Here is a 25503-nt window from a genome sequence, read left to right on the forward strand (position 1 = left end):
GTACCTTTTGCCCCGGTATCGGGTGCCCGACAGGGTTGTCGGGAGAATAGGGAAGACGGTGTAACTCCGTCGCGGTCCCGCCGCTGTAACCGGGGACGACAGTCAGTTGAGAAGCCGATGGATTCCGTCCATCGCTTCCGCCACTGCGACGCAGGTCGCGGGAAGGTCTGACTGAAGAACGATCCGGAAGCCAGAAGACCTGCCTGATATCGCCGTCCGCCGGCCTGTTTGCCCGGCGGAGGCCTGTTTTGTCGGTCCCCTCGCGGAAAGGGCGTCGGCGTTCGCGGTCCGGCCCCCTTCTGATCGGGCTTCTCCGCGCTTCGCTTGCGCGGCTTTCCTCGTCCGGTGCGCGATTCACCGTCTGACAAGGAATTTTCGAATGGCTTCCCGTTTCCGGTCCCGCCGTGGTTTCACGCTGATCGAGCTGCTCGTCGTCATCGCCATCATCGCGGTGCTCGTCTCCATCCTCCTCCCCGCCGTCCAGCAGGCCCGCGCTGCCGCCCGCACGTCGGACTGCCGGAACCGGCTCCGGCAGCTCGTCATCGCCATGCACAACTACGCCGAGACGTACGGCGACCGGCTGATCCCCTACATCGTCGAGGACCAGGCACGGCTCAACTACCTGCAGACCTACGGCGGGAAGCAGGGGATGGCGCAGTACTGGTTCGGAACGGTCAACTACGACGAGCCGGTCATCAGCAAGCAGCTCGACTTCCGGAGCAGTCCGCTGGGACAGTTCATGGAGACGAACTATGCCACCTTCCAGTGTCCGGACTTCGGCCCCTCGCAGATGCAGAAAGTGCGGTTCGGGCGGCCGGCGAGCGGATACGCCTACAACGGCTACTTCCTCTCCCGGAGCGGGGGGCTGGACTACCTTCCGCCGAGCTGGGCCGCTCAGCCGTCGGCGAAGCAGCTCAGCGTCCGTCTTGCGGACGTGAAGCAGACGACGCAAACGATCGCCTTTGCCGATAGCGCGGCGGTTCTCTGCGAGGATTTCGCCTGCACCTCCAGTCCTCTGCAGGAAAACTGGATTCTCGAGCCGCCGAGCAACGATCTTCCGACGATGCACTTCCGGCACAACGGCGTCGCGAACATCGCCTACGTCGACGGCCACGTCGAATCGTCCGGGACCCGGGCTTTCGTGACGCCGTCGTTCGGCGATGGCGCCAAGATGGACCGGGAGCAGCTCGGGTATCTCTCCGACCGTCTGGGCAATACGAACTTCCAGGATGAATGGTACGACCTGAAGTAGGCAGCAACCTGGAGAAGCGAGGTTCAGTCCATTCCGCGAGGCGGTCATGCGGTTTCTGATATTTGTCGCGCTCGCACTGTGCTGTTCCTGCGCCGCGGAAACTCCGGCCGACCCCGAGCGCGGGGGGCAGATGGTCTATATCGACACCGCGACCGAGCAGCCGTTCGTCGCCAACATCTCTCGCGAGTTCCCGGCCCTTCATCCCGACAGCGGCGAGCGGACGCTCATCCCCGCGCTGTACTGCCCGACCTGCCAGAAGTGGTATCCGGCCCCTCCGGTGGAAGTTCTCCAGCGAAACCCGGCCGCGGCGAAGTGTCCCAAGTCGGGAGATGTCATGACGGCCAACGGGCCCTGGCCGACCGCTCCTGCCAAGTGATCCGAATGGCGGCGGCCGCCGTTCCTGGCCTCGATGCGTTCTCGGGGGTGTCGCGTTACGATGCCTGAGAACGTCCCCCCTTGCGACCGGTTGGTTGCGGGGATGGTGGGGCGGGGGATGGAGCAATGTCGGCCGAACTGGTCCAACTCGAAATGCTGGCGCAGATCGACGATCTGCGGGACCGCGTGCAGACCTGGGCCGCGCAGGAGTCCCCCTGGGTGCCGGTCCAGCGGAGCCAGGCTCTCCTCCGCCGTGTGCTGACTCGCGTCGAAACGCTGCGGATCCGCCTGGAGACGCCGCTCGTTGTCGCGACCTTCGGCGGGACAGGGACCGGGAAGAGCACGCTCGTCAACGCTCTCGTCGGGGCCGAGGTGACTGCTTCGGGGCGGCAGCGGCCGACGACCAAGAAGCCGCAGATCATCTGCCACACCGAGACCGACGCCCGGCTCCTCGGCCTGCCGCTCGATGAGTGCGAGCTGGTCCAGCGGGACGCCGAGATCCTCCGCGACATCGTGATCCTCGATTGTCCCGACCCGGACACGAACGAGACCGAGACCGCCGGCAGCAACCTCGCCCGGCTGCACGCGCTGCTGCCCTACTGCGATGTGCTGATCTACTGCTCGACCCAGCAGAAGTACCGCTCGAACCGCGTTGTGACGGAACTGGGACAGGCGGCGGCCGGATGCCGGCTCGTCTTCGTCCAGACGCACGCCGATCTCGACGAGGACATCCGGGACGACTGGCGGCAGCAGCTCCGGAGCCACTATGAGGTCCCCGACGTCTTCTTCGTCGATTCCGTGAAGGCCCTCCGCGAGCAACAGAGCGGCCAGCGTCCGTCCGGGGAGATGGGCCGCCTGATCGAGCTCCTGATCCGGCAGCTCGGGGCGTCGGAGCGGGTGCGGGTCCGGCGGGCGAACGTCGTCGACCTGCTGCACGCCGCCCTGACCCGGTCCCGCGAACAGCTTCAGGAGGGGCTCGACGGAGTCCGCTTGCTCGAGAAGGCTCTCGAAGTGCAGCGGGAGGCGATGGGCCGGCGGATGACGACGCGGCTCTGCGAAGACCTGCTGGCCAACCGGAACCTGTGGGAGCGGCGGCTCCTGGGGGCGGTGACCGACACCTGGGGGATGAGCCCCTTTTCCTCGGTCCTCCGGGTCTACAACGGCCTGGGGGCGCTCCTGACGTCGATGAGTCTCTACCGCGCCCGTACGACCGCCCAGATGGCGCTCCTGGGGGTGGTCCACGGGGCGCGATGGATCGAGAGCAAGCTCCAGTCGCAGGAGGCGGAGGACCGGCTGGAGCGGGTCAGCGCCTTCGGGATCGAGGACAACGACCTTCGCGAAGCGGAGCTGGTGATCGAGGGGCACGTCCATGCGGCCGAGCTCTCGGGAACGCTCGGCCAGGGGCGTTCGATCCGCGACCTGCGGCGGGAGGCGGCGGTCGTCGAGAAGCAGTTCCTCGTCGACGTCGGGCAGCGGCTGGAAGAGATCATCCGTGATCTCTCGGAACGGAACTCCCGCTGGTGGATCCGCGTTCTCTACGAAGTCACGTTTGTCGCCTTCCCGCTGTTCCTGCTCTACCGCATCGGCCGGAACTTCTTCTACGACTCGCTGGTTTACGAGCGGGCGTTTCTCTCGACCGACTTCTATGTTCCGGCGATCGTCTTCCTGGCCCTCTGGGGGGGCGTTCTGGTGATGCTCTTCGCCCACCGGTTGCGGCGGGGGCTCAACCAACGCGTCGTCGGCCTGGCGGAAGAGCTCGTCGACCTGCATCTCTCTCAGGGGCTGTTTCCGCAGGTCGAAGGGGCCTGCCAGGATGCCGCGCGGCGGACGGGAGAGATCGACCGCCTCGCCATCGCGGCGACGAAGCTTCGCGACGACCTGGCCGGCTCCTCTCGGCTCGGTTCTCAGAGGCTGCGGCCGGCGGCAGCGGAGACGTCGGGATCGGCCCTGGTCTCGTCTTCGGGGCTCGCCCTGGCTCGGCCGTGACGATCGGCCAGGCAAGTCGGGCGAATCATCGGCTCTCGTCGCGTGGGCCCTGATCGAACCGTATGATGAAGACTTCCGGTCGATGCCGGTTCCGAAACGTCGGGAGCGCCATGTTTCCTCAGATCCGCCTGCGACGGCTTCGCAGCCATCCCCGCCTTCGCGAAATGGTCCGCGAGACGAACCTCGCCCCGTCGGACTTCATCCTCCCCCTCTTCATCCGTCACGGGACCGACACCGAGGTCCCGATCCAGTCGATGCCGGGCCATTCGCAGTGGACGGTCGACCGGCTGACGAAGGAGGCCAGGGAAATCGAGTCGCTGGGGATTCCGGCGGTGATCCTGTTCGGCATTCCGGACGAGAAGGACGCCGTCGGAAGCAGTTCCTGGGATGAGCATGGGGTCGTGCAGCAGGCGATCCACGCCATCCGCGAGGCAGCGCCGACGCTGTACGTCATCACGGATGTCTGCTTCTGCGAGTTCACCGATCACGGCCACTGCGGCGTGCTCCACGAAGTGAACGGCACGCAGGATGTCGACAACGACGCGACCCTGCCTAACCTCGTGAAGCAGGCGGTCAGCCACGCCCGCGCCGGAGCCCACATGATCGCCCCCAGCGGCATGATGGACGGCATGATCGGAGCGCTGCGGGAGGGGCTCGACGCCGCGGGATTCACGCATGTCCCGATCATGAGTTACGCCGCCAAGTACGCCTCCGGCTTCTACGGCCCGTTCCGGGAGGCGGCGGAGAGCACGCCGCAGTTCGGCGACCGGCGGACCTACCAAATGGACCCCGCCAACGGGGCGGAGGCGCTTCGCGAGGTCGCCCTCGATCTCGCCGAAGGGGCGGACCTCCTGATGGTCAAGCCGGCCCTGAGCTACCTCGACATCATCCGCCGAGTGAAAGCGGCCCACCCGGACGTCCCCCTGGCCGCGTACAACGTCAGCGGTGAGTTCGCGATGGTCAAGGCGGCGGCCCGCAACGGCTGGATCGACGAGCAGCGGGTCGCCCTGGAAATCCTGACCAGCATCAAGCGGGCGGGGGCGGACCTGATCCTGACGTATCACGCCAAGGACGCAGCCCGGTGGCTGGCGGGAGAGTCCTGAGCCGTGAACTGGCGCGAGCGACTGCGGAACGCGTTTGCCGTTCCCGAGCGGAAAGAGGTCGAGCTGACCGACGAGGTCCGCCGCCGGATCGACGGGGTGTGCGAAACCCTCATCCAGCGGAATCTCGCCGCGCCGGCGGTTGTCCTCCTCGAGATGTCCCGGCCGATGAACTATGTCGGCGCCCAGGCCCTGCACGCCCTGACGCCGCTGCTGGCCGCGGTCGCCGAACCGGCACGGGTGACCGAGCTGGCGGCGTTCTTTGAGCAGCGGGGATCGGTCGAGTATGTCATCGGCCGCCTCGAAATCCTTCAGAAACGCAAGGGGCCGTCCTGACTCCGGCCGCGGATCCGCCCCGGTCCGCGGCCGATTGAACGCCCGCCGGAGGGGGACTAGACTCCTGAACTCCTGTCCCCGGCCTCACGGAATAATCGGTAAATCTCAACAAAATCCGTTTCGTTCGAGGGCTGGGGGGAGTTCGGCTCCGGGGAGGAGGGTATGGCCCGGTCGATGGAAGCTGTATTGTGAATGTTTCCGCGGATTTGGCGTTTCCGCGGGAGAGGGACTCGGGAACTGATCCTGGCGTAGGGTAGAACGGCTGCAATGGGCGTCATGCGATTCGTGTTCGATCCGCCCGAACTGTTCGACCAGTATCCGGAACTGCGCCGCGGCTACATCACCGGCCTCGACGGCCGGGTCCATCCGACCCGCATTGATGCCGAAGGCTCGATCGTCGCCTTTCGCCGTCAGAGCTCCGACAGCGGAAAAGTCCACGTTCCCTATCCGGTGGAAGGGCACGGCCGGCCGGTCCTGACGACCGCATCGCTCCCCGAACGCGAACAACCGTACATCCTCGCCCTTGAGCTGCTGCGGGGAAAACTTTCGGATATCCGAGATCAGGCGGCCGCCTGGGAGCAGGTCCGGATGACGATTCCGGACCAGTTCCGGACGCTCGCCAAGACTGCCTTTCAGAAGTTCGCCCACGCCTGCCTTGTCCAGGAGTTTCCAGTCGCCGCGACGCGCGAGGCCCACGAGGGGCTCTCCGCGATCTGCGAAGCGGCCAACGTGCTGATGGACGCCTACGTCCAGCAGCGGTCCGCCAGCCTGCGGGTGACGCAGGGAAGCCCGCCGACGCTCGTTGGCTGCACGCTCGATCGAGGCCTCCTCCAGAGCCCGTCCCAGGCGACGGTCACGGCGGCCATCACCTCGGCGATCGTTCCGATCGAGTGGTCGCGGATCGAACCGACCGAGGGGGAAGGGCAGTGGCAGGAGGCGGACGATCTGGTCCAGCACTGTCTCGACCACCGGCTCCTGATCGTCGGCGGTCCGCTGATCGACCTGACTCCCGGCGGGCTGCCGGAGTGGCTCATCCCGTGGGCGAACGACACGCTCAACCTGCCGAGCTTCGTCTGCGACTACGTCGAGACCGCGGTTGGGCGTTACCAGGGCCGGATCCGGATGTGGGAAGTCTCCGCGGGGGGCAACCTTGGCGGCGCGCTGGGGCTGACGGAAGAAGGCCGCCTTGCTCTCGTGGCCCGGACTCTCGAGACCGCCTACCGCCGTGACAGCGACGCGCGGTACTTCGTTCGCGTTGCTCAGCCTTGGGGCGAATACCAGGTCCGTGGGCAGCATCGCCTGACTGCGATTCAGTTCGTCGATGCCCTGCTGCGGTCGAATCTCGGGCTTTCCGGTGTCACGCTGGAAGTCTCGGCGGGTTATCTCGGGCGGGGCTCGCTGATCCGGGACCGGGCCAGCATCTCGCGGTTGATCGATCTGTGGAGCCTGCTCGGAATCCAGATCCACGTTGTCCTTGCCTGTCCCTCCTCGTCGGATCCGGATCCGAGTGCGGTCGGGGGATCGACGGTCGAGCCGAACGTCTGGAAGTCGGAGTGGACCGAAGCGGCCCAGGCGGAGTGGCTGGAAGCGGTGATCTCGATGCTCTGTGCGAAGCCGACCGTCACCGGCGTCTACGTCAGCAATCTCTCCGATGGCGCGGCCCATCGCTTCCCCAATGCCGGACTTCTGAGAGCGGACGGGACGCCGAAGCCGAGTCTCGAGGTCCTGCAGCGGCTCGGGCATCATCGATAGCGTTCTTGCCGGCACAGCTCTGTTTGCTCAAACCCAACGTGCCACGGCAGCCTGGGGTCAAGGGGGCCACGCCCCCTTGCCGCCGGAGGCACTTCGATGAGGAACCGTGGTAAGCAACGGATGTCCCCCTTTGTGGGGCCGGTGTTGAGGACTCCCTCAATCCAGAACGCTCGCTTTGCAATCCCCGCGGGTTGGTGAGGGGGCATACCGCACCGTGTCCGCGCTTGGACACTCACTCCTTCAGATATCTCTCCACGGCCAGGCCGCCGGCGGGCAAAGGGGCGTTGCCCCTCTGCACTCCCCACCAGGGTGCCCCTGGACCCGGTTTGGGCAGCCGTGCAACCGAGATCGCTACCCTCTTAGGCGACCCTTCGTAAAGATGGCCGACGTCTCGCCACATCCTGTCGAGAGGTCGCCGCTCATGAAGTGCCTGCCGTGTCTCCTGGTCCTCGTCGTTCTCTCTCTCGCCGGCTCGTGCGGAGCGGCGGAAACGCTGGAACGCATCCAGCACAACGACCCCAACCTGGTTGTCGATCTCGGAGTGGGCCTGTGGGCCTGGCCCCTGCCGGTCGACTACGACGGCGACGGTGACCCGGACCTCCTCGTCTCCTGCCCCGACAAGCCCTACAACGGCGTCTACCTCTTCGAAAATCCCGGCGGCGACAAATTCCCGGTTTTCAAGCCGGCCCGGCGTCTCGGCCCGGCAACGACCAACCTCCAGATCTCCTACGCCGGCAAACAGCCCCGGTTCCTGGAGCAGGGGACGGAGTTCGTCGACTTCCTGAAGGTCGGCCAGTCGCAGCCCCGCAAGCTGAACGTCCCCGAGCCGATCGATCCCAAATGGGCGAAGGTTCGCGAGAAGCAGTGGCGGCTCTTCGACTACGACGGCGATGGCGACCAAGACGTCGTGATCGGTCTCGCCCCGTGGGACGAATACGGCTGGGACAACGCCTACGACAAGACAGGCCGCTGGACCAATGGCCCGCTGCACGGCTTCGTGTACCTCGCCCGCAATAGCGGCAGCGACGCCGCGCCGAAGTACGAGAAGGCGGTGAAGCTCGAAGCGGACGGGAAGCCGATCGATGTCTACGGCCGCCCCTCGCCGAACCTGATGGACTTCGACGGGGACGGCGATCTCGACCTCCTGTGCGGCGAGTTCCTCGACGGCTTCACCTACTTCGAGAACACCGGAACCCGCACCGAACCGAAGTACGCCGCCGGACGGAAACTGGCCGGAGACGATGGCCAGCCGCTCAAGATGGACCTGGAGATGATCGTCCCTGTCGCGTTCGACTGGGACGGCGACGGCGATGCGGACCTGATCTGCGGTGACGAGGACGGCCGCGTCGCGTTCCTGGAGAATACCGGCAAGCACAAGGACGGTGCCCCGGTCTTCGCCCAGCCCCGTTACTTCCAGCAGCAGGCCGCCGACGTGAAGTGCGGGGCCCTGGCGACACCCGTTCCGGCCGACTGGGACGGGGATGGCCAGGAAGACATCATCTGCGGCGACTCCGCAGGATACGTCTCGTTCATCCGGAACCTTGGCGGCTCGCCGCGGAAGTGGGCCCGGCCGCAGCGGCTCTCCGCCGGCGGCCGCACGCTCCGGATCGAAGCGGGACCGAACGGTTCGATCCAGGGACCGGCCGAAGCGAAGTGGGGCTACACCTCTCCCTGCGTGGCGGACTGGGACCACGACGGCAAACTCGACCTGCTGCTGAACTCGATCTGGGGACGGATCGTCTGGTGCCGGAACATCGGGACGCGCGAAGCCCCCGAACTCGCCGCCCCGGCGCCGATTGTTGTCGCCTGGGACGGGGCGACGCCGAAACCGGAGTGGACCTGGTGGGAGCCGCAGGGGGGCGAACTCGCGATCCAGTGGCGGACCACGCCGCTGGTCGCCGATCTCGATAAGGACGGACTAAACGATCTCGTGGCGATCGACACCGAGGGGTATCTGGCGTGCTACCGCCGGACCAAGGGGGAGAACGGCGAACTGAAACTTCTGCCGCCGGTCCGCTGCTTCTCCATGGAAGGGCCCAGCGAGTTCGATTCGAATCACAATCGCGTCGGGATGAAACGGGACGACCTGCTGCGGCTCAACGCCCGCCACGCCGGTGCGAGCGGCCGCCGGAAAATCTGGCTGACCGACTGGGATGGCGACGGCGATCTCGACCTGCTTGTGAACGGCCCGAACGCGACGCTTCTCGAACAGGTCCGAAAGGAAGGCCAGCAGCTCTGGTTTGCCGACCGCGGCAAGCTGTCCGACCGAGTCCTGGCTGGCCACTCGACCAGTCCGACGGCGGTCGACTGGGACAAGGACGGCACGCCGGATCTCCTCGTCGGAGCGGAGGATGGCTTTCTCTACTATCAAGCCAGCACTCGCGCCAAAACCACAGAAGTCAATGCGGAGGCGGCACAGGACGCAGCGCTCCCGAGCGGAGTCCTTTCGCGGGAATTCCTTTACGAGACCGCTCAGTTTCCCGAGTGCCACGCCGGAACGCTGGCCGAGACCGGGCAGGGGCTCGTCGCCGCGTGGTTCGGCGGGGAGAAGGAAGGGACGAAGGATGTCGGGATCTGGGTCGCGCGGCACGTCGACGGCCAATGGACCGCGCCGGTCGAAGTCGCCAACGGCATTCAGCATTCGACGCTCCGGTATCCCTGCTGGAATCCGGTGCTGCACCAGTTTCCCAAGGGGCCGCTCGTCCTGTTCTACAAGTGCGGTCCGAGCCCCAGCGAGTGGTGGGGAATGCGGACGGAGTCGAAGGACGCGGGGAAGACCTGGTCGTGGCCGACGCGGCTGCCGCAGACGATCGACGGGCCGGTGAAGAACAAAGCGGTCCTGCTGAAGGATGGCACGCTCGTTTGCGGTTCCAGCACCGAGTACGACGGCTGGACGGTCCACATGGAGTTCACCCGCGACGAGGGGCGGACGTGGGACCGTGTGGGGCCGATCCACACCAAGGCGGAATTCAACGCGATCCAGCCGACGATCCTGCAGCACAAGGATGGCCGGCTCCAGGTCCTCTGCCGCACGAAGGAAGAAGTCGTATCGACCGCCACCTCATCCGATGGGGGGCGGACGTGGTCGAAGATGACCGCCACGGGTCTTCCGAACCCGAACTCCGGGATTGACGCGGTCACGCTTCGAGATGGCCGGCATCTGCTCGTTTACAACCACACGCGGCGGAGCAGCGGCATGCCGAAGGGGAGGGCGTTTCTCAACATCGCGGTCAGCGACGACGACGAGGTTTGGAAAGCGGCGGCGGTTCTTGAGAACGAGCCTGGCGAGTTCTCGTATCCCGCGTGCATCGAGACCGAGGATGGCCTGGTCCATGTTCTCTACACATGGAAGCGCCGCAAGCTGCGGCATGTCGTCGTTAATCCGAAGAAGCTGGAGCTGACGCCGATCGAGAATGGCGTCTGGCCTCAATCGAAATAAAGGGATTCAGCCACAGATAAACACAGATGGACACAGATAAGAAAAGACACAGGAACCAATCTTCCCCTGCCTTTATCTGTGTGAATCTGTGTTCATCTGTGGCCTATCCCCTCTTCTGAATACGGTCGCGGTCTGATCAGGGCGTGGCGGAGTCCTGCAGCAGCATCTCCGGCGTGATGACCGGTTTGCCCGTCTCCACACGGATCGGCACCGAGGACTGGCCGTTCGTACGGACCGGCATCTTGTAGCCCGTCAGTGCCACCGTCTTCTCACCCACCTTGATGTCCGCAATGCGAAGCGACGTCGATCCCGCAGGGGCCGAAGCGGTCGTGCGCGGCTGAGTCAGCGTCGCCATGCTCCGCGAGACCTGGGAGAACTGCGGACCGTCCGGCTGCAGTGTGAGACGGATCTGGTTCTTGTCCGGATACGTGAACTGCATCCCGATCCGCAGGTCGCGGGGTGGAGGACTGAACGGACCGCCAAGGTCCATGTTGGTCGCGTATCGGAGATAGTGAATCCCGTTCCGCGTCATGATCTGCGGATTCGAAAGCACCCGGTCCCCCAGCGAGACCTGGAGCGACGCCAGATGGAGCTGCCACGACGAGGCGGCCCGGACGATGATCTCGTCCTGACCGACCTGGATGTACGGCTGTGCGTCGAGCGACGCCAGCACCGTCTGCATCACCGGCGCCGGAGTCTTTTCAGGGCCGAGGAGCGAGACGCACCGCAGGAGGACCGGAGCCGGAACCTCGGCGACGAAGGCCGGATCGGAAAGGATCTTCACCAGACGCCCCTCGTTGCCGGTCTGGTTGTACAGCGACACCAGCATCGTCCGGCTGACCGGCGTTTCGAGGTCAATGTCGATGTTGCGGAGGATCGCGTCCTCGGCATCGGCGACGCGGTGATTCTTCTGCAGGATCCGCGCGCACGTCAGGTTCGCTTCCCAGACCTCGCCCGAGTAAGCGAGGGCGCGGCGGGCCGTCTCCACGCTGCCGGGCTGGCCGAGGTAGTCCTCGATCGCCGCCTGGTTCGCGAGACCGGTCGCCAGCATGTCGTCCTTGCGGAAGTGTCCGCGGCCGATGTTCTCGAGGCGGCTGTAGGTCTCCGAAGCGGCGACGTAGTTCCCCGACTCCTGCTGGGCCCGCGCGAGGTAGTACCAGTAGGGGGGATAGCACTCCATGAACGGCTCCATCCGCCGCAGGACCCGCACGCGGGTTTCCGGGTTCTTCTCCTTGAGGGCGATGTCGAGCGTGTCGAGATCGTCGCCGCGGACGAGCCAGCGGTCGGGGATCTTCTTCTTCTGAGCCAGCTGCCAGAAGGTCTGCATGAACTGCGACGACTTCTGGACGACCGAGTTCAACCGGGTCTTCTCGATCTTGACGAGATCCGACTCGTGCTGGCTGGTCATGGTCCGGTAGTCCCACCAGCCGCTCGCCCCGGTCCGGACGGCGTTGCCGACCTGCGCGGTGGCGATGTCGGCCCCCAGGGCGACGACGTCCCATGTGACTTTCCGGGCCATCGTCGAGCGATAGGTCTCTTTCGCGAGGCTTCGCTCGCGGTCGGCGATCCCGGTCTGGCCGATCTCGTCGAGGACCGAGGAGTAGAGCTGGATCACCTCGGGGTCGGAGATCCCGTCGAGGTTCAGGTTGTTGAGGATCTTCTCCTGCTCTTCCGAGAGCGTCACCTTGTCTGGATGCAGCCGGATGCGGTGGAAGGCGGCCCGGCAATAGTTGAGGGCGGTCGCCGTGGCGCGGTTTTCCTCGGCCAGCGGCGGGAGCGAGGTGGTCTGGACGCCGATGTCCTGAGCAGCGGCGACCGGAGCGGGCGAGGTGGCACTCGTGGGGGGCGCGGCGCGGTCGTCGAAGATCGGCTCGATCGAGAGCTTCAGCATCGGGGCAGGGGGGACGACCGATTCGTCGGCATGCAGGACGCTGGCGCAGTATCCCCAGAGCAGCGCCTGTCCAATCAGGAAGGCGGTGCGAAGAGCGGCGAATAGTCGCTTCGGCACATACGGCATAACGGTCTCCGGGGCCTTCAAACGCCGGGAAAGGCGAATGAACGACGCGCCGCTCCACGGCTTTCGCCCCGGTTCGGCGTTCAAGTCTAGCGCGGACGATTGACCCAAAGCGCCCGAACCTGTCGGACACTCGCAATCGTCAGGCTCCCGTCATGGGTCATGCGTGTCAGGTAAACCTTGCGGGGGGCCGGAGGTCCGTACCGCCCGGAGAACCGTCAAGGTTTGCCAGGTTTGCCGCCGTCGTGACATTCCGGATCGAATGCAACGGAGGTGCCATCGGCGCCGTGCGAAGGGAATTGCCGCCGCGGCCGGGGGGGCCTGGCCGCAATCGCCGACTATCGTGGCAGATAGGGGAAATCTGCACTTCGGCAGATCCTGCCGGTGCGGCGAACCGTTGTAGAGTCGGGCCGACGCGATGTAAGAATGGGCCCCCGAGTCCCTGGATCCGATGCCTTCCGCGATGCCGATCTCCGACGCCGACCTTCTGGCCTTCCTCGACGAGATGCTCCCCGGCGAGCGGGCGGCGGCGGTCGAGCAGGAACTACGGGGTTCGGCGGCCCTCCAGCAGCGGGCGGCGCAGCTCCTCAGGAAGCGGGACCAGGGGGGGCAGTCCCTCGGAGAGATCTGGCGGCGGCACCGGTTGAGCTGTCCCACGCGCGCCCAGCTCAGCGATTTCGTGACGGGGGTTCTGACCGCGGAGTGGTCGTCCTATATCCAGTTCCACCTGTACGAAGTCGGCTGTGCCGTCTGTACGGCCAACCTCACCGACCTGGAACGGGCCTCCGCCAGCGAATCGGAACGCGCCGCGCGAACGAAACGGTTCTACGACTCCTCCGCCGGAAAGCTGTAGCGCTCCCGCGATCAGCCCTCCGACTCGTCGGCCGGATCTTCATCCGACCGGCCGCGGAGGTAGACCTTGATCGGCACCTCGCGGAACGGCAGCTCTTCGCGGAAGTAGCCCAGCAGGTACCGCTTCCACGAGTCGTCGAACAGCTCCGGATCGTTGCACTTCACGACGATCGTCGGCGGTTCGGTCGAGACCTGGGTGGCGAAGAAGATCTTCGGCATCCGGTTCATCCGCGACGGCGGCTTGTTGAGCTCGATCGCCTGCTTGAGGACCCGGTTCAGCTGGCCGGTCGAGACCCGCTCGCGGGCCTGCTTGTAGATCGACTGGGCCAGGTTGATCAGCTTCTTGATGTTGCGGCTCTCCTTGGCGGTGATGAACGCCACCGGGACATGCCGCATCGTCGCAAAAGTGCTGATCAGATACTCCGACCACCGCTCGGCGGTCATCTCCTTGTCGAGCCCCAGGTCCCACTTGTTGACGACGAAGATGCAGGGCTTGTAGTGCTGCTGGATCTCGTCGACGAGCTGCTTGTCGACGCGGGAGATCGTCTCCGTGGCGTCGAAGAACATGAACACGACGTCCGCCCGGCGGATGCTCTTCTGGGCCCGGACGAGGCCGTAGTACTCGATGTCGTTGGCGAGGCTGTTCCGCTTGCGGACACCGGGGGTGTCGATGGCGACGAACGACTTGCCGTCGAGCTCAAAGCGGATGTCGACACTGTCGCGGGTCGTCCCGGCGATCTCGCTGACGATGACCCGCTCCTCTTCGGCGAGGGCGTTGATGAACGTGCTCTTGCCAACGTTCCGGCGGCCAACGATCGCGATCTTGAGCTCCGGCATCGCCGCCAGCTCGGCTCCCTCTTCCTGCTCCGACTCCGCCGCGGGGGGAAGGAGGGCGACGATCTGCTTGAGTAGATCGGTGCGGGCGCGGTTCGCCTTGACGCTCGTCTGGATCAGGGGAGCGCTCGCCAGGCCGTAGAACTCCGCGACTTCGAGGTCGGTCTTCGTCGAGTCGCACTTGTTGACGACGAGGAGCTTCGGCTTGTCGAGCTTCCGGAGCCGTTCAGCGACGACTTTGTCGAGCGGAGTGACCCCGGTGTTCCCGTCGACGACGAACAGGATCAGCGTCGCCTCGTCGATCGCCATCTGGATCTGGCGTTCGATGTCTTCAGAGAGGTCGTCGGCGTCGACGATCCCGATCCCGCCGGTGTCGACGAGTTCGAAGTACCGGTCCCCCTCGTTCATGAGGTATTTGACCCGGTCCCGCGTCACGCCCGCGGTGGGGTCGACGACGGAGACGAGCTTACCCGCCTGCCAGTTCAGGATGGAGCTTTTGCCCACATTGGGACGGCCGACGATGACAACCTGGGGGACGGGCATGGAAAGCAAAACCTCACGAAGCGGCGAATCGTGCAGTGTAGGGGAGCGACGGGGAACTCGCCATGAGCGACGATTGGGCGTCGGCAGCGCTTCTGGCGGCCCTGTCATCTATGGGCACACTCGGCAGAGGCCCGCAATCCCCACCTGGCCTTGCAAGCCGGCTCCGCGTTTGAATAATGGACATTTGTGTCCAGTTTGAGGTGTGGCGGCTTTCCATTGCGGCGGCCGCCTCCGGCTCACCGGTGTTGTCCCGGGGATGGCGTGATGAATCGACGTTCCGGCCCACAATCTCTCGCGGCCCGTGCTGAACGGATGAGCCTGCGCGTCTGCGCTGTTGCCGCTCTGCTCGTCGGCGGAGTGACGGCTCCGGCTCGCGGCCAGTTCGACTTCGATACGCCGCCGATCGAGTATTCAACAAAACCGGTCACGACCGACGTCACACGTCTCCAGGCGGACCTCGACGCGGGGAAGGTGGTGCTCGACTACGACGAGCGACACAGCTACCTCGCCTCGCTCCTGAAGCACCTGGACATCCCGGTCTCGTCGCAGGCCCTGGTCTTTTCGAAGACGAGCCTTCAGGGGCGCCGCATCTCGCCCCGCGCCCCGCGGGCGATCTATTTCAACGACGACACCTACGTCGGCTGGGTCCCGAGCGGCGACACGATCGAGATCATGTCGACCGATCCCGTTCAGGGGGAGATCTTCTACACGCTCGATCGCGAGCGGGTGGACCGGCCGGTCATTGTGCGGAACCAGGACAACTGCCTTTCGTGCCACGCGACCGTCCGCACGCAGAAGGTCCCGGGCGCCCTGGTCCGTTCGGTCTTCCCCGATCCCTCGGGGCAGCCGCAGCTTGCGTCCGGTTCGTTCGTGACGGACCACACGAGTCCCTTCGAGGAGCGGTGGGGAGGGTGGTACGTCACCGGGACCCACGGCCGGATGCGGCATATGGGAAACACCTGCCTCCAGGAGGGGGAGGGGAGGAACGATTTCGACAGGGAGGCGGGAGCGAACGTCACTGATCTCGCCGGACGGTGCGACGTCAAACGCCAGCTCACGCCGCACAGCGACATCGTGGCCCTGATGGTCCTGGAACATCAGACGCAGATGCACAACTTCCTGACGCTGGCGAGCTACGAGTGCCGTTCCGCCAACCACTACGACAAGACCATGAATGCCGTCCTGGAGCGGCCGGAGGACTTCGTCAGCGACGTGACGAAGCGGCGGATTCGCTCGGCCGGGGAAAAACTCCTGGAAGCCCTCCTGTATTCCGGCGAGTTCCCGCTGACCGACGAAGTCCGCGGAACGTCGACCTTCGCCCGGGACTTCTCCGCGCGGGGGCCGCGGGATTCGCAGGGGCGGTCGCTGCGGGACTTCGATCTCAAAACCCGGATGTTCCGCTACCCGTGCAGCCACCTGATCTACACGCCGGCCTTCGACCAGCTTCCGCGGGAGATAAAGCGGTACGTCGTCGGGCGTCTCGACGAGATCCTCACCGGCCAAGACGCGACCGAGCCGTTCCGGCACCTGGGGCCCGAGGACCGCACTGCGATCCGGGAGATCCTGCTGGAAACCAAGCCGGGCCTGTTTGCCTCCTAGGACAAAGAGACGCTGCCCCCTCCTGGGTAGCGATCACCTGGTTCAGGCCGCCTTGTCGGCGCGGTAGTTCTGCTTCTCTTCCAGGATCGAGCTGGCGTCGAACCGCTTGCCGAAGTACTTCGTCTGCGCGTCTTCGTTGCTGAGGACCGTCTTGGCGTCGCCGCTGACGAGCACCTGCCCCTGGACGATGACGTAGTTCCGGTCCGTGATCGTGAGCGTTTCCCGCTCGCGGTGGTCGGTCAGCAGGATCGAGATCCCGGAGTCCCGCAGGTCGGAGATGATGTCCTGGATGTCGTTGATCGTGATCGGGTCAATCCCGGTGAACGGTTCGTCCAGGAGGATGATCTTGGGATCGCTGGCGAGGCAGCGGGCGATCTCCAGCCGCCGCTTCTCCCCGCCGGACATCGTGTGGGCGATCTGCCGGCGGCGGTTCTGAAGGCCGAACTGCGAGAGGAGCTTGTCGACCTTGGCCATCCGCTCCTTGTGGCTGAGCGGGAAGAACTCGAGGATCGCGAGGATGTTCTCTTCGACCGTCAGTTTCACGAAGTAGCTGTGGTTCTGCGGCAGGTAGCCCATGCCGACGCGACATCGCTGATACATCGGCCAGCGGCTCACGTCTTTGCCGTGCAGGAAGATCCGGCCGTCGGTCGGGACCGTGAGGCCGCACGCCATGCTGAAGCTCGTCGACTTGCCCGCCCCGTTGGGGCCAAGGAGGCCGACGATCTCTCCCTTGTCGACGGAGAACGACACCCCTTGAACGGCCCGCTTCCCGTTCGGGTAGACCTTCACGAGATCTTTCGCTTCCAGCAGCGCCATCCTTTGCCTCCCCTCTAACAACCCGGACGCCATTCCGGGGGCCGGAGTCTACCGGGCGACGCAAAAGCGTCACAAGGGCGGTCGGGCGGGGCGAGGAGGCCAGCGGCGTGGTCTCGGAGCTTCGCGGCCTTCCATGAACGCATTTGATCCAGAGACCCAGGAATCGCGTTTGCGTCACGAACCGCTTCCGAAGGGGCGATGCGAAAGTCGCTGTTGACGTTGAGCGAAGTCTCCCATAGTTTTGCGGCGATTCTGCCACGAATCGCTGAGCTCTCTCCCTTGAGGTTTGCAAGCCATGTCCAAGCCCGCTGCTCCCGCTGCAACGGCCGCCGCCAAAAAGCAGGAAGAGAACGAGAACCGGATTCTCCTCTTCTCGTATCCCAAGATCATCTTCCTCTACCCGTCCTACCTCGTGGCCATCGTGGCGGCGATCTGGTCGTTCATCGAGCGGGCGGACATCACGTCGAGCGGCCACGTGATTGTCAGCTGGGCGTTCCTGATCACTTTGTCGATCAATCTCGTCGTCCTGTCGTTCGACTTTCCCCGCACCACCTCGATCACGCTCTTCTTCCTGATCGTCGCGGTCGGCCTGGGACTCGCGCTCGGGTCGGTCTACGTCCCGACCCTGTTCCCCGTTCTGGGATCGTTCCTCCGCAGCCTGCAGCCGACGGCGAACCACATGTTCTTCCTGCTGTTCGCCTTCGTGATGTCGTTGATCTACATGGGGGTGTGGACTCACTCCCGCTTCGATTACTGGGAGGTCCGCGGCAACGAACTGCTCCATCACCACGGCTTCATGAGCGACCTCGAGCGGTTCCCGGCCCCGCAGCTCAAGATCGACAAGGAAGTGAACGACGTCTTCGAATACCTCCTGCTCGGCTCGGGGCGGCTGATCCTCCATCCCAGCAACGAGCGGCGGGCGATCGTCCTGGAGAATGTCGCCTTCATCACTTCGAAAGAGCAGCGGATTACGCGTCTGTTAGGCTCGATGGAGGTCCGGGTTCGGAAGGACAGCGACGAGGTCTGAGGGTGACCGATCGAACGGGACTGCCTATGATGGGTTGTCCCGTTTGCTGCGCGGAAGGCTCCCGCGCTGGTGAGGCATCCAGACGCAGGAGAACTCGTCCATGGAAATCCGCTCCCCGCGTACCGGTCTGAAGTCGGTTGCTGTCCGTTCCGGCCTCTGGATGCTCCTGATCGCGTTCCTCGTCGGATCGGTCTGGAGCGTGCTGCCGTCGAAATCCCCGTTCGGGCTACGCGAGCTGGCCGCTCAGGACAAGGGGGACGAGAAGAAGGACGAAAAGGAGGCGGCCGACGCTGTCCCGAGTGAGAACCCGTTCCCCGGCCGCTTCCCGGCTCCCAGCCTGGAAGGGGGAGTCGAGTGGCTCAACACCGCCGGCGAGATCTCGCTGAAGGACCTGCGGGGGAAGGTCGTCCTGCTCGACTTCTGGACGTACTGCTGCATCAACTGCATCCACGTCCTGCCGGACCTCAAGAAGCTCGAAGAGAAGTACGACAAGCAGCTTGTCGTCATCGGCGTTCATCACCCGAAGTTCGAGAACGAGCGGGACACCGAGAACATCCGCCGGGCGATCCTGCGATACGAGATCTCGCACCCGGTCGTGAATGACGCCAACCGCGTCATCGCCGAGAAGTACCAGTTCAGCAGCTGGCCGACCCTCGTCCTGATCGACCCCGAGGGGAATTTCGTCGGGCAGCAGCCCGGCGAAGGGACCGGCGAGCTGTTCGACATGGTGATCGGCAAGATGATCGCCTATCACCGGGCCAAGGGGACGCTTGATGAGACCCCCGTCCGGTTCGCCCTCGAGCGGGCCAAGGCGGAGCCGACGCCGCTGCGGTTCCCGGGGAAGATCCTGACCGACGTGGCGGGGGACCGGCTGTTCGTCTCGGACAGCAACCACAACCGGATCGTCGTCAGCAGCCTGTCCGGTCAGCTCAAAGAAGTGATCGGCAGCGGCGCGATTGGCCGCAAGGATGGAGACTACGCGACCGCCGAGTTCGACCATCCGCAGGGGATGGCGCTCGTCGATGACGTCCTGTACGTCGCGGATACCGAGAATCACCTGCTCCGGGCGGTCGACCTCAAGGCCAGGACCGTCACGACCAAGGCCGGGACCGGTGTTCAGTCGAAGTCGCGGGAAGCGGGTGGACCGCTGCTGCGGACGGCGCTGAACAGCCCCTGGGCCCTGACCTATCTCGACGGCAAGCTCTACGTCGCCATGGCGGGACCGCACCAGCTCTGGTCGTGGGAACTCGGATCGAACGACATCCGCGTCTTCGCCGGCTCGGGGCGTGAAGACATTCTCGACGGGACGCGGGCCGAAGCCGCCCTCGCACAGCCCTCGGGAATCACGACCGACGGCAAGGTCCTCTATCACGTCGACAGCGAAGGCTCGGCGGTCCGCCGCGTCACGCTCGGGGGGAAGGGGCGTGTCGACACGGTCGCCGGGCCGCGCGACTTCCCGCGGGGCCGCTCGCTGTTCGAGTTCGGCGACGTCGACGGCCGCGGCGCGACGGTCCGGATGCAGCATCCGCTCGATGTCCTGTTTCACGACGGCAAACTCTTCGTGGCGGATACCTACAACCACAAGATCAAGGTCATCGATCCCAAGACCGAAGCGACGGCGACCTGGCTCGGCACCGGGAAGCGCGGGGCGGGGCTCTCCCCGGTCGAGCTCTCGGAGCCGGCGGGCCTGGCGATCGCCGGCGACCAGCTCCTCGTGGCGGACACGAACAACCACCGGCTGCTGTCGGTCGATCTCAAGACGAAGGCGACCCGCGAGTTTGTGATCAACGGCCTCACCCCTCCGGCTCCGCCGCAGCCCAGGGAAGAGAACGACGGACTCGCGCCGGTCGAACTCCCGGCCATCGCCGCCAAGGCGGGGGAAACCCTGACGCTCACGCTCGATTTCACCCTCCCGCCGGCCCACAAGCTCAACCCGCTGGGGCCCGTCAGCTATCGCCTCAAGGCGGTCGGGACGGCGACGGCGGTCGATAGTGCCGTCCTCGGCGCCCGCCACGACGGCTCGGGCGAGGGGAGCACGGGAACGATCGAGCTCCCCCTGGCCGCGACGCCGGGGAAGGGGACGTACGAGCTGACGATGAACTACACGTACTGCCGGGAAGGGACCGAGGCGGTCTGCCGCTTCGGCCGGCAGAAGTGGAAGGTGACGATCACCACCTCGGCCGACGGTTCGACCAAGCCGGTTGCCATTCCGGTTCGTGTCGCCATGAATTGATCGGGAGGGAGCTGGTTCCGAGTGGCGGACGTAATGTGCCAGCACGCTGAGACCCGGGGGCCGGGCAGGCGGCGGCAGATCACGTCAACTTGCGCCGCCGGTTCCCCAATCTCGTCCGTTCCCCTCTTCCTTCCGCCTGTTCCGGCGGTTCTGTACCGTACCGGTCGTGCTCTGCATTGCTCCCCCGCGTCCCCAAGTATCGCGTGAGGCAGACATGGCGAAACCTCCGGTCCTGCAGGTGTACCAGGCAGGCGAGACAACGATCGTCGGGTTCTGTGGCCAGGAGATCCTGGACGAGATTGGCGTCTCGCAGTGCCGGACCGAGGTCATTGAGATTCTCAAGGCCAACGACTGCAAAGTGCTCGCCTTCGACCTCACGGGCGTCCAGATCATCCCGAGCGGACTGCTCGGGCTGCTCTCCTCGATCCGGCAGATGGGTGTCGACGTCCATCTCTACAATCCGTCTGACGACGTCCGCGAGGTCCTCTCCGTGACGCACCTCGAACGGGTGATGCCGATCCACGTCGTTGAAGTCGATCGACCGGCGAAAGGCTGAACCGTGGCGCAGGGGAGTCCGACGGGAACGGGGCGGCCCGAGAAGATGGGGGTCGATTCCAGCCGGTGGTCGCGGGTGCGGGAGTTGGCGCAGGATGCGGCGAACTCCGGGATCTCCCGATTGGCGATCGCCGTCGCGGGATGCGGAACGACGCTCGATCCAGTTTTCGTCCAGAACGAACGGGGAGCCCTGCCGGCAAGGCCCCTCGACGATGACTCGATTTTTCTCGTCGCCTCGCTGACGAAACCGATCGTCGCGATGGCGGCCCTGCTCCTCGTCGAGCGGGGCAGGCTGACTCTGAATGACCGCGTCTCCGACCTGCTGCCGCTCAAGGACTCCTCGAAGAAGTCGCTCACGCTCCGTCATCTGCTGACCCACACGTCAGGGCTGCCCGACATGCTCCCGGGCAACCGGGAGCTGCGGATGGCCCGCTCGCCGTTCGAGGCGTTCTACGAAGGGACGCTCCAGGCCGCGATGGACTTTCCGCCCGGGCGCGGCGTCCAGTACCAGAGCATGGGATTCGTTCTTCTGGACCGGATCATTGCGGACGCGGCGGGTGTTCCGACGGCGCGGTTCATCCAGGAGGAGATCTTTGAGCCCTGCGGTATGAACGCCTCGATCCTGGGGGCGCCGGACGGGTGGTTTGACGGCGGTTCTCCGCAGTTGGAGCGGATCGTTCCTGTTCAAGTCCCGCCGGAGCAGGTCGGGGGGGACGAGTGGAACTGGAACAGCCGGTACTGGCGTCAGTTCGGTGCCGCGTGGGGGGGGCTTCTTTCGACGCCGGCGGACCTGGCTCGGTTCTGTCTGATGATGCTGTCGCGCGGGAGTGTCGGGGGTCGGAAGCTGTTTTCTCCCGCGACGATTGCCGCCGCGACGACCAACCAGCTCGGCGCGTTCCCTGACGTCCCGGAGGCGGACCGACGCTGTCGCGGGTGGGGGCTCGGCTGGCGGATGCAGTGGCCGGCGCATGCCGCCTCGTTTGGGGACCTGCTGTCGCCTGCGACTTATGGTCACTGGGGAGCGACGGGGACTGTCTTCTGGATTGATCCGCAGCTGGACCTGGCGACCGTGATCCTGACCGACACGCCGCTTGATCGCAGCACGCGGTGGATTATGCGGCTGTCTAATGCGATCGCGGCGGCCCGGTTGGAGTCCGCGCGCTAAGCGCTGTCCGCAACTCAGCGTCATCGGCCCACCGAGGTCCAGGGGGCACCCTGGTGGGGAGTGCAGAGGGGCAACGCCCCTTTGCCCGCCGGAGGCCTGGCCGTCGAGAGATGTCTGAAGGAGCACGTGTCCAAGCGCGGACAACGTGCCGGATGCCCCTTCAACTAACCCGCGGGGACTGCAAAACGAGCGGTGTCGATGGAATGAGTCCTCAACGCTGGTACCACAATGGGGGCATCCGTTGTGTCCCACGGTTCAGCGAGGAAAATGCCTCCGGGGTCAAGGGGGTGAGACCCCCTTGACCCCAAGCTGCCATGGCACGTTGGGTTTGAGCTATCAGAGCCGTGCCGGCAAGCACGCCGTTCAGACACCCGCCTCGAGCTTGAGGTGCTTCAACAGGTCGCCGGCCGACAGGATGTACCCAATGTAGAACGGACCGAACGCCGCGTACTTCGCCGACGCCTGATCGAACCGCATCGTGTACACAATCTCCTTGATGTGCTCCGGCGACCGGCTCCAGAGCGTCACCCCCCACTCCCAGTCATCGAAACCGGTCGACGCCGTGATCAGCTGACTCACCTTGCCGGCGAACTTGATCCCCGAAGTGGCATGCTCCGCCATCAGCGCGGACCGGACACTGAACGGCTCCGTGAACCAGTTCGCGTGCGGATCCCGGATCTTGTTCATCGGGTAAAAACAGATCACCGGGAAGTTCGGAAAGTCCGGATACAGCCGCTGCTGATTCATCATCGGCAGCCGCTGCTCATAAGCCCGGACTTTGGCGGCGTAGCTCGGATCCTCCGCCGAGACCCCGTCCATCTTCAGCCGCTCGCTGTACTGCTCGACCGTCGGGACATACTCGGAGACTTCCGTGATCGACACGAACGAGTACGTCGGCTCGAGCGCCGCACCGATCGCCGTGGCCCGGATCGCCTGCTTGACCGCGTCGATCTTGAGGGGATCTGGATCGAGCATCATCAGCCCGAAGTCCGCCCGGTGCCCCGAGACGGCAAACACCTGCAGCCGCTCCGGATTGCCGGCCCGCTCCGGATTCAGGAGCTCTTCGAGCTGGCTCAGGCCCGCCCGCCGAGCCGCGGAGTCGAGACCGCCCCACACCTGCGGATTCACCCGGTAGTACAGGTGCAGGCAGTGCCACCCCGTCGTCATGCGGATGGTCGGATCAGGCAGGGGAGCGGCGTGAGAGGGAGGACGCACGCGAAGTTCCTTGAAGAGTTTTTCGGAAAGGCTTTGCGAAGACAGCACCGGGGGCCGGGCAGCCGTCGACAGCCACCAGCGAAGGTGACCAATCTGCCGGGGGCTACAGGTGTGGTTGGCCTGAACTGTCCCGGCGGTCACGGATTATGGCGACCGGGTGATGGGGCGGCAAACTGGGCGCGGCTCGCCGTTCTCCGGGGAGTCGGTAAAATCGCCCATCGTGTCCCAGGAGTCTTCTATGCGTTGCAACTTGCAGTGGGTTCTCACGGCCCTGACCGCCTTCACCCTCACCCGACCCGCTTCGGCGGGAGACTGGCCCCAGTGGATGGGCGAAGCGCGGGATGGGCTCTGGAAAGAGACGAGGATCGTCGACCGGATTCCTCAGGACGGCCTCAAGGTGCTGTGGCGGGTTCCCGTCGGCGGAGGCTACTCGGGGCCAGCGGTTGTGGGGGATCGGGTGTATGTCACCGACTACCAGAAGACGGCCGGGACGATCACGAACAACCCCGGCTCACGGGATGAACTGACCGGACAGGAACGGGTCCTGTGCCTGAATGCGAAGACGGGCGAGGTCCTCTGGAAGCACGAATACGACCGGCCGTACAAGCTTTCGTACCCCAGCGGTCCCCGCGCCACGCCGACCGTGGCGGACGGTCTCGTTTACGCCCTCGGCGCCGAGGGGAACCTGTGGTGCCTCAAGGCGGACTCCGGCGAAGTCGTCTGGTCGAAGGACTTCGTCAAGGACTACTCCGCGCCGGTCCCGATCTGGGGCTTCAGCGGCCATCCTCTCATCGACGGACCCCGGCTGATCTGCCTCGTCGGAGGGAAGGGAAGCGTGGCCGTCGCCTTCGACCGTAAGACCGGCGAGGAGAAGTGGCGGGCGCTGTCGGCCTCGGAGTCGGGATATGCTCCCCCTTCGATGATCGAAGCGGGAGGCAAGCGGCAGCTCCTGGTCTGGGATGCCGACAAGCTGAACTCCCTCGACCCAGAGACCGGTGCGGTCTACTGGTCGCAGGACCTCAAACCAAGCTACGGGATGTCGATCATGGCCCCGCAGAAGGAGGGGGACCTCCTGTTCGCCAGCGGGATCGGCAACGTTGGGGCGGTCTTCCGCCTCGATTCGACGCGGCCGGCCGCGGAGCGGGTCTGGGAAGCGAACGCCTCCAAGGGACTGGCCGCCGCCAACGTGACGCCGCTGATCGTCGACGGGACGGTCTACGGTGCCGACTGTCAGCAGGGGGCCTTCCGGGCCTTCAATCTGGCGGACGGAAAGCGGCTCTGGCAGTCGTTCCAGCCGACCACGGGAGGGAAGCGGGGCGCGTCGCACGGGACCGCGTTCCTGGTCCGGAACGGTTCGCGGTTCTTCCTTTTCAGCGAAACCGGGGACCTCATCGAGGCGAAGCTGACCCCGACCGGCTATGAGGAACTCGGACGGTTCCATGTTCTCGAACCGAGCCAGACCGTGTTCGGTCGGGAGGTGGTCTGGTCGATGCCCGCCTTCGCGAATCAGTGCGTCTACGCCCGCAACGACAAGGAACTGGTCTGCGTCTCGATGGCCGCCGACGAGTAGACGGAACGATGGAAAGAGGATGAGCGGAGGCGGGGAAGGGCGGGAGAGACGTGCCGATGCCAACGCGCCCGCCCGACGTCGCCCGCCACGCCCCCGGCACCGCCGCGGCGGCTCGCCTCTTTCTGGCGCTGGCCGCCAGCATCGTCGGGATCGCGATCCTGCTCGGCTGGGGGCTCGTGCGACTGGCGGGACGGCAGGTCGTCGTGACGACGAACGGCATGCGGTTCCCCCCCGCGTTCGTCCTGAGCTCGCTGCTGCTCTTTGCCGGGAGTCTGGCGCTGCACCGGGCCGTCTCCTGGGTCCGGATCGAAAAGCAGCACCTCTTTCGCCGCTGGCTTCTGATTTCTCTCGGGCTGGGGGCCGCCTTCATGGGGGTCCAGACCTACGGGCTGTGGGCCATGCTCCCGGCGGAGCGGTCGGCCGAGGAGGCGTCGCTCGGCATCACACCGTTCGTCCTGATGCTCGCGGCCCTGCACGTCATGCACTTCGTCGTGGCGACGCTGTTCGTGGTGCTGATCACGGTCCGTTCGTTCCGGGACCGCTATGACCATGAGTACTACTGGGGCGTCCGGTACTGCGCCTGGTTCTGGCACTTCCTGGGAATCGTGTGGTGCGGAATCCTGGCCGTCATGATGATCGCCGTCACCTGAGTGGTGTCGCTCTCTCTTTTCCAAAGCTCTGCCAGTGAGCTTCCCCCCTCCGGGACCGCTCGATCGCTCGTTCCGGTCGCGACTTGAGTCCGGAAAGGGCCGACGGTAGCGGTTGCGCAGCCTCGCTAAATTTCCGGACCGGAAAAGTTTCACTACACGGTCAAGGTTCTCAATTGGGGTGTGCTGGGTG

19 protein-coding genes and 1 riboswitch are annotated in these 25503 nt (G+C 65.4%); of the genes, 15 read left to right on the forward strand and 4 right to left on the reverse strand.

Annotated features, from left to right (window positions below):
- Nucleotides 1–3 precede the first annotated feature (3 nt).
- A riboswitch (cobalamin riboswitch) is annotated at nt 4–222 on the forward strand.
- 157 nt (nt 223–379) lie between these two features.
- The 7 genes from VT03_RS27155 to VT03_RS27185 all read left to right on the forward strand — a co-directional run bounded on the left by VT03_RS27155 (nt 380) and on the right by VT03_RS27185 (nt 10240).
- The gene (locus VT03_RS27155) at nt 380–1252 is read left to right on the forward strand and encodes a prepilin-type N-terminal cleavage/methylation domain-containing protein (protein ID WP_075095911.1); all 873 of its coding nucleotides are present in this window, start codon (nt 380–382) and stop codon (nt 1250–1252) included.
- A 46-nt stretch (nt 1253–1298) separates the two neighbouring features.
- Nucleotides 1299–1628, forward strand: coding sequence for a hypothetical protein (locus VT03_RS27160; protein ID WP_075095912.1), 330 nt, complete (start codon nt 1299–1301; stop codon nt 1626–1628).
- 125 nt (nt 1629–1753) lie between these two features.
- Nucleotides 1754–3613: a GTPase gene (locus VT03_RS27165; protein WP_075095913.1), complete on the forward strand. Its 1860-nt coding sequence runs from the start codon at nt 1754–1756 to the stop codon at nt 3611–3613.
- 110 nt (nt 3614–3723) lie between these two features.
- Nucleotides 3724–4716: a porphobilinogen synthase gene (gene hemB / locus VT03_RS27170; protein WP_075097320.1), complete on the forward strand. Its 993-nt coding sequence runs from the start codon at nt 3724–3726 to the stop codon at nt 4714–4716.
- Between the two features lie 3 nt (nt 4717–4719).
- Nucleotides 4720–5049, forward strand: a complete 330-nt coding sequence (locus VT03_RS27175) for a hypothetical protein (RefSeq protein ID WP_075095914.1) — start codon at nt 4720–4722, stop codon at nt 5047–5049.
- A gap of 276 nt (nt 5050–5325) precedes the next feature.
- Nucleotides 5326–6801, forward strand: coding sequence for an endo-1,4-beta-xylanase (locus VT03_RS27180; RefSeq protein WP_197489095.1), 1476 nt, complete (start codon nt 5326–5328; stop codon nt 6799–6801).
- Nucleotides 6802–7222: 421 nt separating this feature from the next.
- Nucleotides 7223–10240 (forward strand): exo-alpha-sialidase, encoded by a 3018-nt coding sequence (locus VT03_RS27185; protein ID WP_082846570.1) that lies wholly within the window; start codon nt 7223–7225, stop codon nt 10238–10240.
- 136 nt (nt 10241–10376) lie between these two features.
- Here the strand turns inward: VT03_RS27185 and VT03_RS27190 are convergent, their stop codons facing one another.
- Nucleotides 10377–12257, reverse strand: a complete 1881-nt coding sequence (locus tag VT03_RS27190; RefSeq protein WP_075095916.1) for a tetratricopeptide repeat protein — start codon at nt 12255–12257, stop codon at nt 10377–10379.
- 448 nt (nt 12258–12705) lie between these two features.
- Here VT03_RS27190 and VT03_RS27195 point away from each other — a divergent pair, with 448 nt between their 5' ends.
- Nucleotides 12706–13107 (forward strand): hypothetical protein, encoded by a 402-nt coding sequence (locus VT03_RS27195; protein ID WP_082846571.1) that lies wholly within the window; start codon nt 12706–12708, stop codon nt 13105–13107.
- 11 nt (nt 13108–13118) lie between these two features.
- Here VT03_RS27195 and der read toward each other — a convergent pair whose 3' ends face one another.
- Nucleotides 13119–14483, reverse strand: coding sequence for a ribosome biogenesis GTPase Der (gene der, locus VT03_RS27200; protein WP_075095917.1), 1365 nt, complete (start codon nt 14481–14483; stop codon nt 13119–13121).
- A gap of 312 nt (nt 14484–14795) precedes the next feature.
- Here der and VT03_RS27205 point away from each other — a divergent pair, with 312 nt between their 5' ends.
- Nucleotides 14796–16082 carry a hypothetical protein gene (locus tag VT03_RS27205; RefSeq protein ID WP_075095918.1) on the forward strand — a complete coding sequence of 429 codons (1287 nt, stop codon included), beginning with the start codon at nt 14796–14798 and terminating at the stop codon, nt 16080–16082.
- Nucleotides 16083–16124: 42 nt separating this feature from the next.
- On the opposite strand, the gene lptB is transcribed toward VT03_RS27205, so the two are convergent.
- Nucleotides 16125–16898: an LPS export ABC transporter ATP-binding protein gene (gene lptB, locus VT03_RS27210; RefSeq protein WP_075095919.1), complete on the reverse strand. Its 774-nt coding sequence runs from the start codon at nt 16896–16898 to the stop codon at nt 16125–16127.
- 295 nt (nt 16899–17193) lie between these two features.
- Here lptB and VT03_RS27215 point away from each other — a divergent pair, with 295 nt between their 5' ends.
- The 4 genes from VT03_RS27215 to VT03_RS27230 all read left to right on the forward strand — a co-directional run bounded on the left by VT03_RS27215 (nt 17194) and on the right by VT03_RS27230 (nt 21878).
- Nucleotides 17194–17925, forward strand: a complete 732-nt coding sequence (locus VT03_RS27215; RefSeq protein WP_075095920.1) for a hypothetical protein — start codon at nt 17194–17196, stop codon at nt 17923–17925.
- A 100-nt stretch (nt 17926–18025) separates the two neighbouring features.
- On the forward strand, nt 18026–20158 hold the full coding sequence (locus VT03_RS27220) for a thioredoxin-like domain-containing protein (RefSeq protein ID WP_231870531.1): 2133 nt from the start codon (nt 18026–18028) through the stop codon (nt 20156–20158).
- 214 nt (nt 20159–20372) lie between these two features.
- Nucleotides 20373–20714 (forward strand): STAS domain-containing protein, encoded by a 342-nt coding sequence (locus VT03_RS27225; RefSeq protein ID WP_075095921.1) that lies wholly within the window; start codon nt 20373–20375, stop codon nt 20712–20714.
- A 3-nt stretch (nt 20715–20717) separates the two neighbouring features.
- Entirely contained in the window at nt 20718–21878 is a 1161-nt protein-coding gene (locus VT03_RS27230; RefSeq protein ID WP_075095922.1) for a serine hydrolase domain-containing protein, read from the forward strand.
- Nucleotides 21879–22241: 363 nt separating this feature from the next.
- Here VT03_RS27230 and hemQ read toward each other — a convergent pair whose 3' ends face one another.
- The gene (hemQ, locus tag VT03_RS27235) at nt 22242–23093 is read right to left on the reverse strand and encodes a hydrogen peroxide-dependent heme synthase (RefSeq protein WP_231870532.1); all 852 of its coding nucleotides are present in this window, start codon (nt 23091–23093) and stop codon (nt 22242–22244) included.
- A 238-nt stretch (nt 23094–23331) separates the two neighbouring features.
- On the opposite strand from hemQ, the gene VT03_RS27240 reads away from it, so the two are divergent.
- Complete coding sequence (locus VT03_RS27240) at nt 23332–24663, forward strand: PQQ-binding-like beta-propeller repeat protein (RefSeq protein ID WP_075095923.1); 1332 nt, start codon at nt 23332–23334, stop codon at nt 24661–24663.
- A 56-nt stretch (nt 24664–24719) separates the two neighbouring features.
- Nucleotides 24720–25313 (forward strand): heme-copper oxidase subunit III, encoded by a 594-nt coding sequence (locus VT03_RS27245; protein WP_075095924.1) that lies wholly within the window; start codon nt 24720–24722, stop codon nt 25311–25313.
- The last annotated feature ends 190 nt before the right edge of the window (nt 25314–25503 follow it).

This window comes from Planctomyces sp. SH-PL14 (assembly GCF_001610835.1).
Classification (GTDB): domain Bacteria; phylum Planctomycetota; class Planctomycetia; order Planctomycetales; family Planctomycetaceae; genus Planctomyces_A.

What these genes read in the sequence shown, in the direction of transcription:
- VT03_RS27155 (WP_075095911.1), top strand. Translation starts at nt 380, where the DNA reads ATGGCTTCCCGTTTCCGGTCCCGCCGTGGTTTCACGCTGATCGAGCTG.
- VT03_RS27160 (WP_075095912.1), top strand. Translation starts at nt 1,299, where the DNA reads ATGCGGTTTCTGATATTTGTCGCGCTCGCACTGTGCTGTTCCTGCGCC.
- VT03_RS27165 (WP_075095913.1), top strand. Translation starts at nt 1,754, where the DNA reads ATGTCGGCCGAACTGGTCCAACTCGAAATGCTGGCGCAGATCGACGAT.
- hemB (WP_075097320.1), top strand. Translation starts at nt 3,724, where the DNA reads ATGTTTCCTCAGATCCGCCTGCGACGGCTTCGCAGCCATCCCCGCCTT.
- VT03_RS27180 (WP_197489095.1), top strand. Translation starts at nt 5,326, where the DNA reads ATGCGATTCGTGTTCGATCCGCCCGAACTGTTCGACCAGTATCCGGAA.
- VT03_RS27185 (WP_082846570.1), top strand. Translation starts at nt 7,223, where the DNA reads ATGAAGTGCCTGCCGTGTCTCCTGGTCCTCGTCGTTCTCTCTCTCGCC.
- VT03_RS27190 (WP_075095916.1), bottom strand. Translation starts at nt 12,257, where the DNA reads ATGCCGTATGTGCCGAAGCGACTATTCGCCGCTCTTCGCACCGCCTTC.
- VT03_RS27195 (WP_082846571.1), top strand. Translation starts at nt 12,706, where the DNA reads ATGCCTTCCGCGATGCCGATCTCCGACGCCGACCTTCTGGCCTTCCTC.
- der (WP_075095917.1), bottom strand. Translation starts at nt 14,483, where the DNA reads ATGCCCGTCCCCCAGGTTGTCATCGTCGGCCGTCCCAATGTGGGCAAA.
- VT03_RS27205 (WP_075095918.1), top strand. Translation starts at nt 14,796, where the DNA reads ATGAGCCTGCGCGTCTGCGCTGTTGCCGCTCTGCTCGTCGGCGGAGTG.
- lptB (WP_075095919.1), bottom strand. Translation starts at nt 16,898, where the DNA reads ATGGCGCTGCTGGAAGCGAAAGATCTCGTGAAGGTCTACCCGAACGGG.
- VT03_RS27215 (WP_075095920.1), top strand. Translation starts at nt 17,194, where the DNA reads ATGTCCAAGCCCGCTGCTCCCGCTGCAACGGCCGCCGCCAAAAAGCAG.
- VT03_RS27220 (WP_231870531.1), top strand. Translation starts at nt 18,026, where the DNA reads ATGGAAATCCGCTCCCCGCGTACCGGTCTGAAGTCGGTTGCTGTCCGT.
- VT03_RS27225 (WP_075095921.1), top strand. Translation starts at nt 20,373, where the DNA reads ATGGCGAAACCTCCGGTCCTGCAGGTGTACCAGGCAGGCGAGACAACG.
- VT03_RS27240 (WP_075095923.1), top strand. Translation starts at nt 23,332, where the DNA reads ATGCGTTGCAACTTGCAGTGGGTTCTCACGGCCCTGACCGCCTTCACC.
- VT03_RS27245 (WP_075095924.1), top strand. Translation starts at nt 24,720, where the DNA reads ATGCCAACGCGCCCGCCCGACGTCGCCCGCCACGCCCCCGGCACCGCC.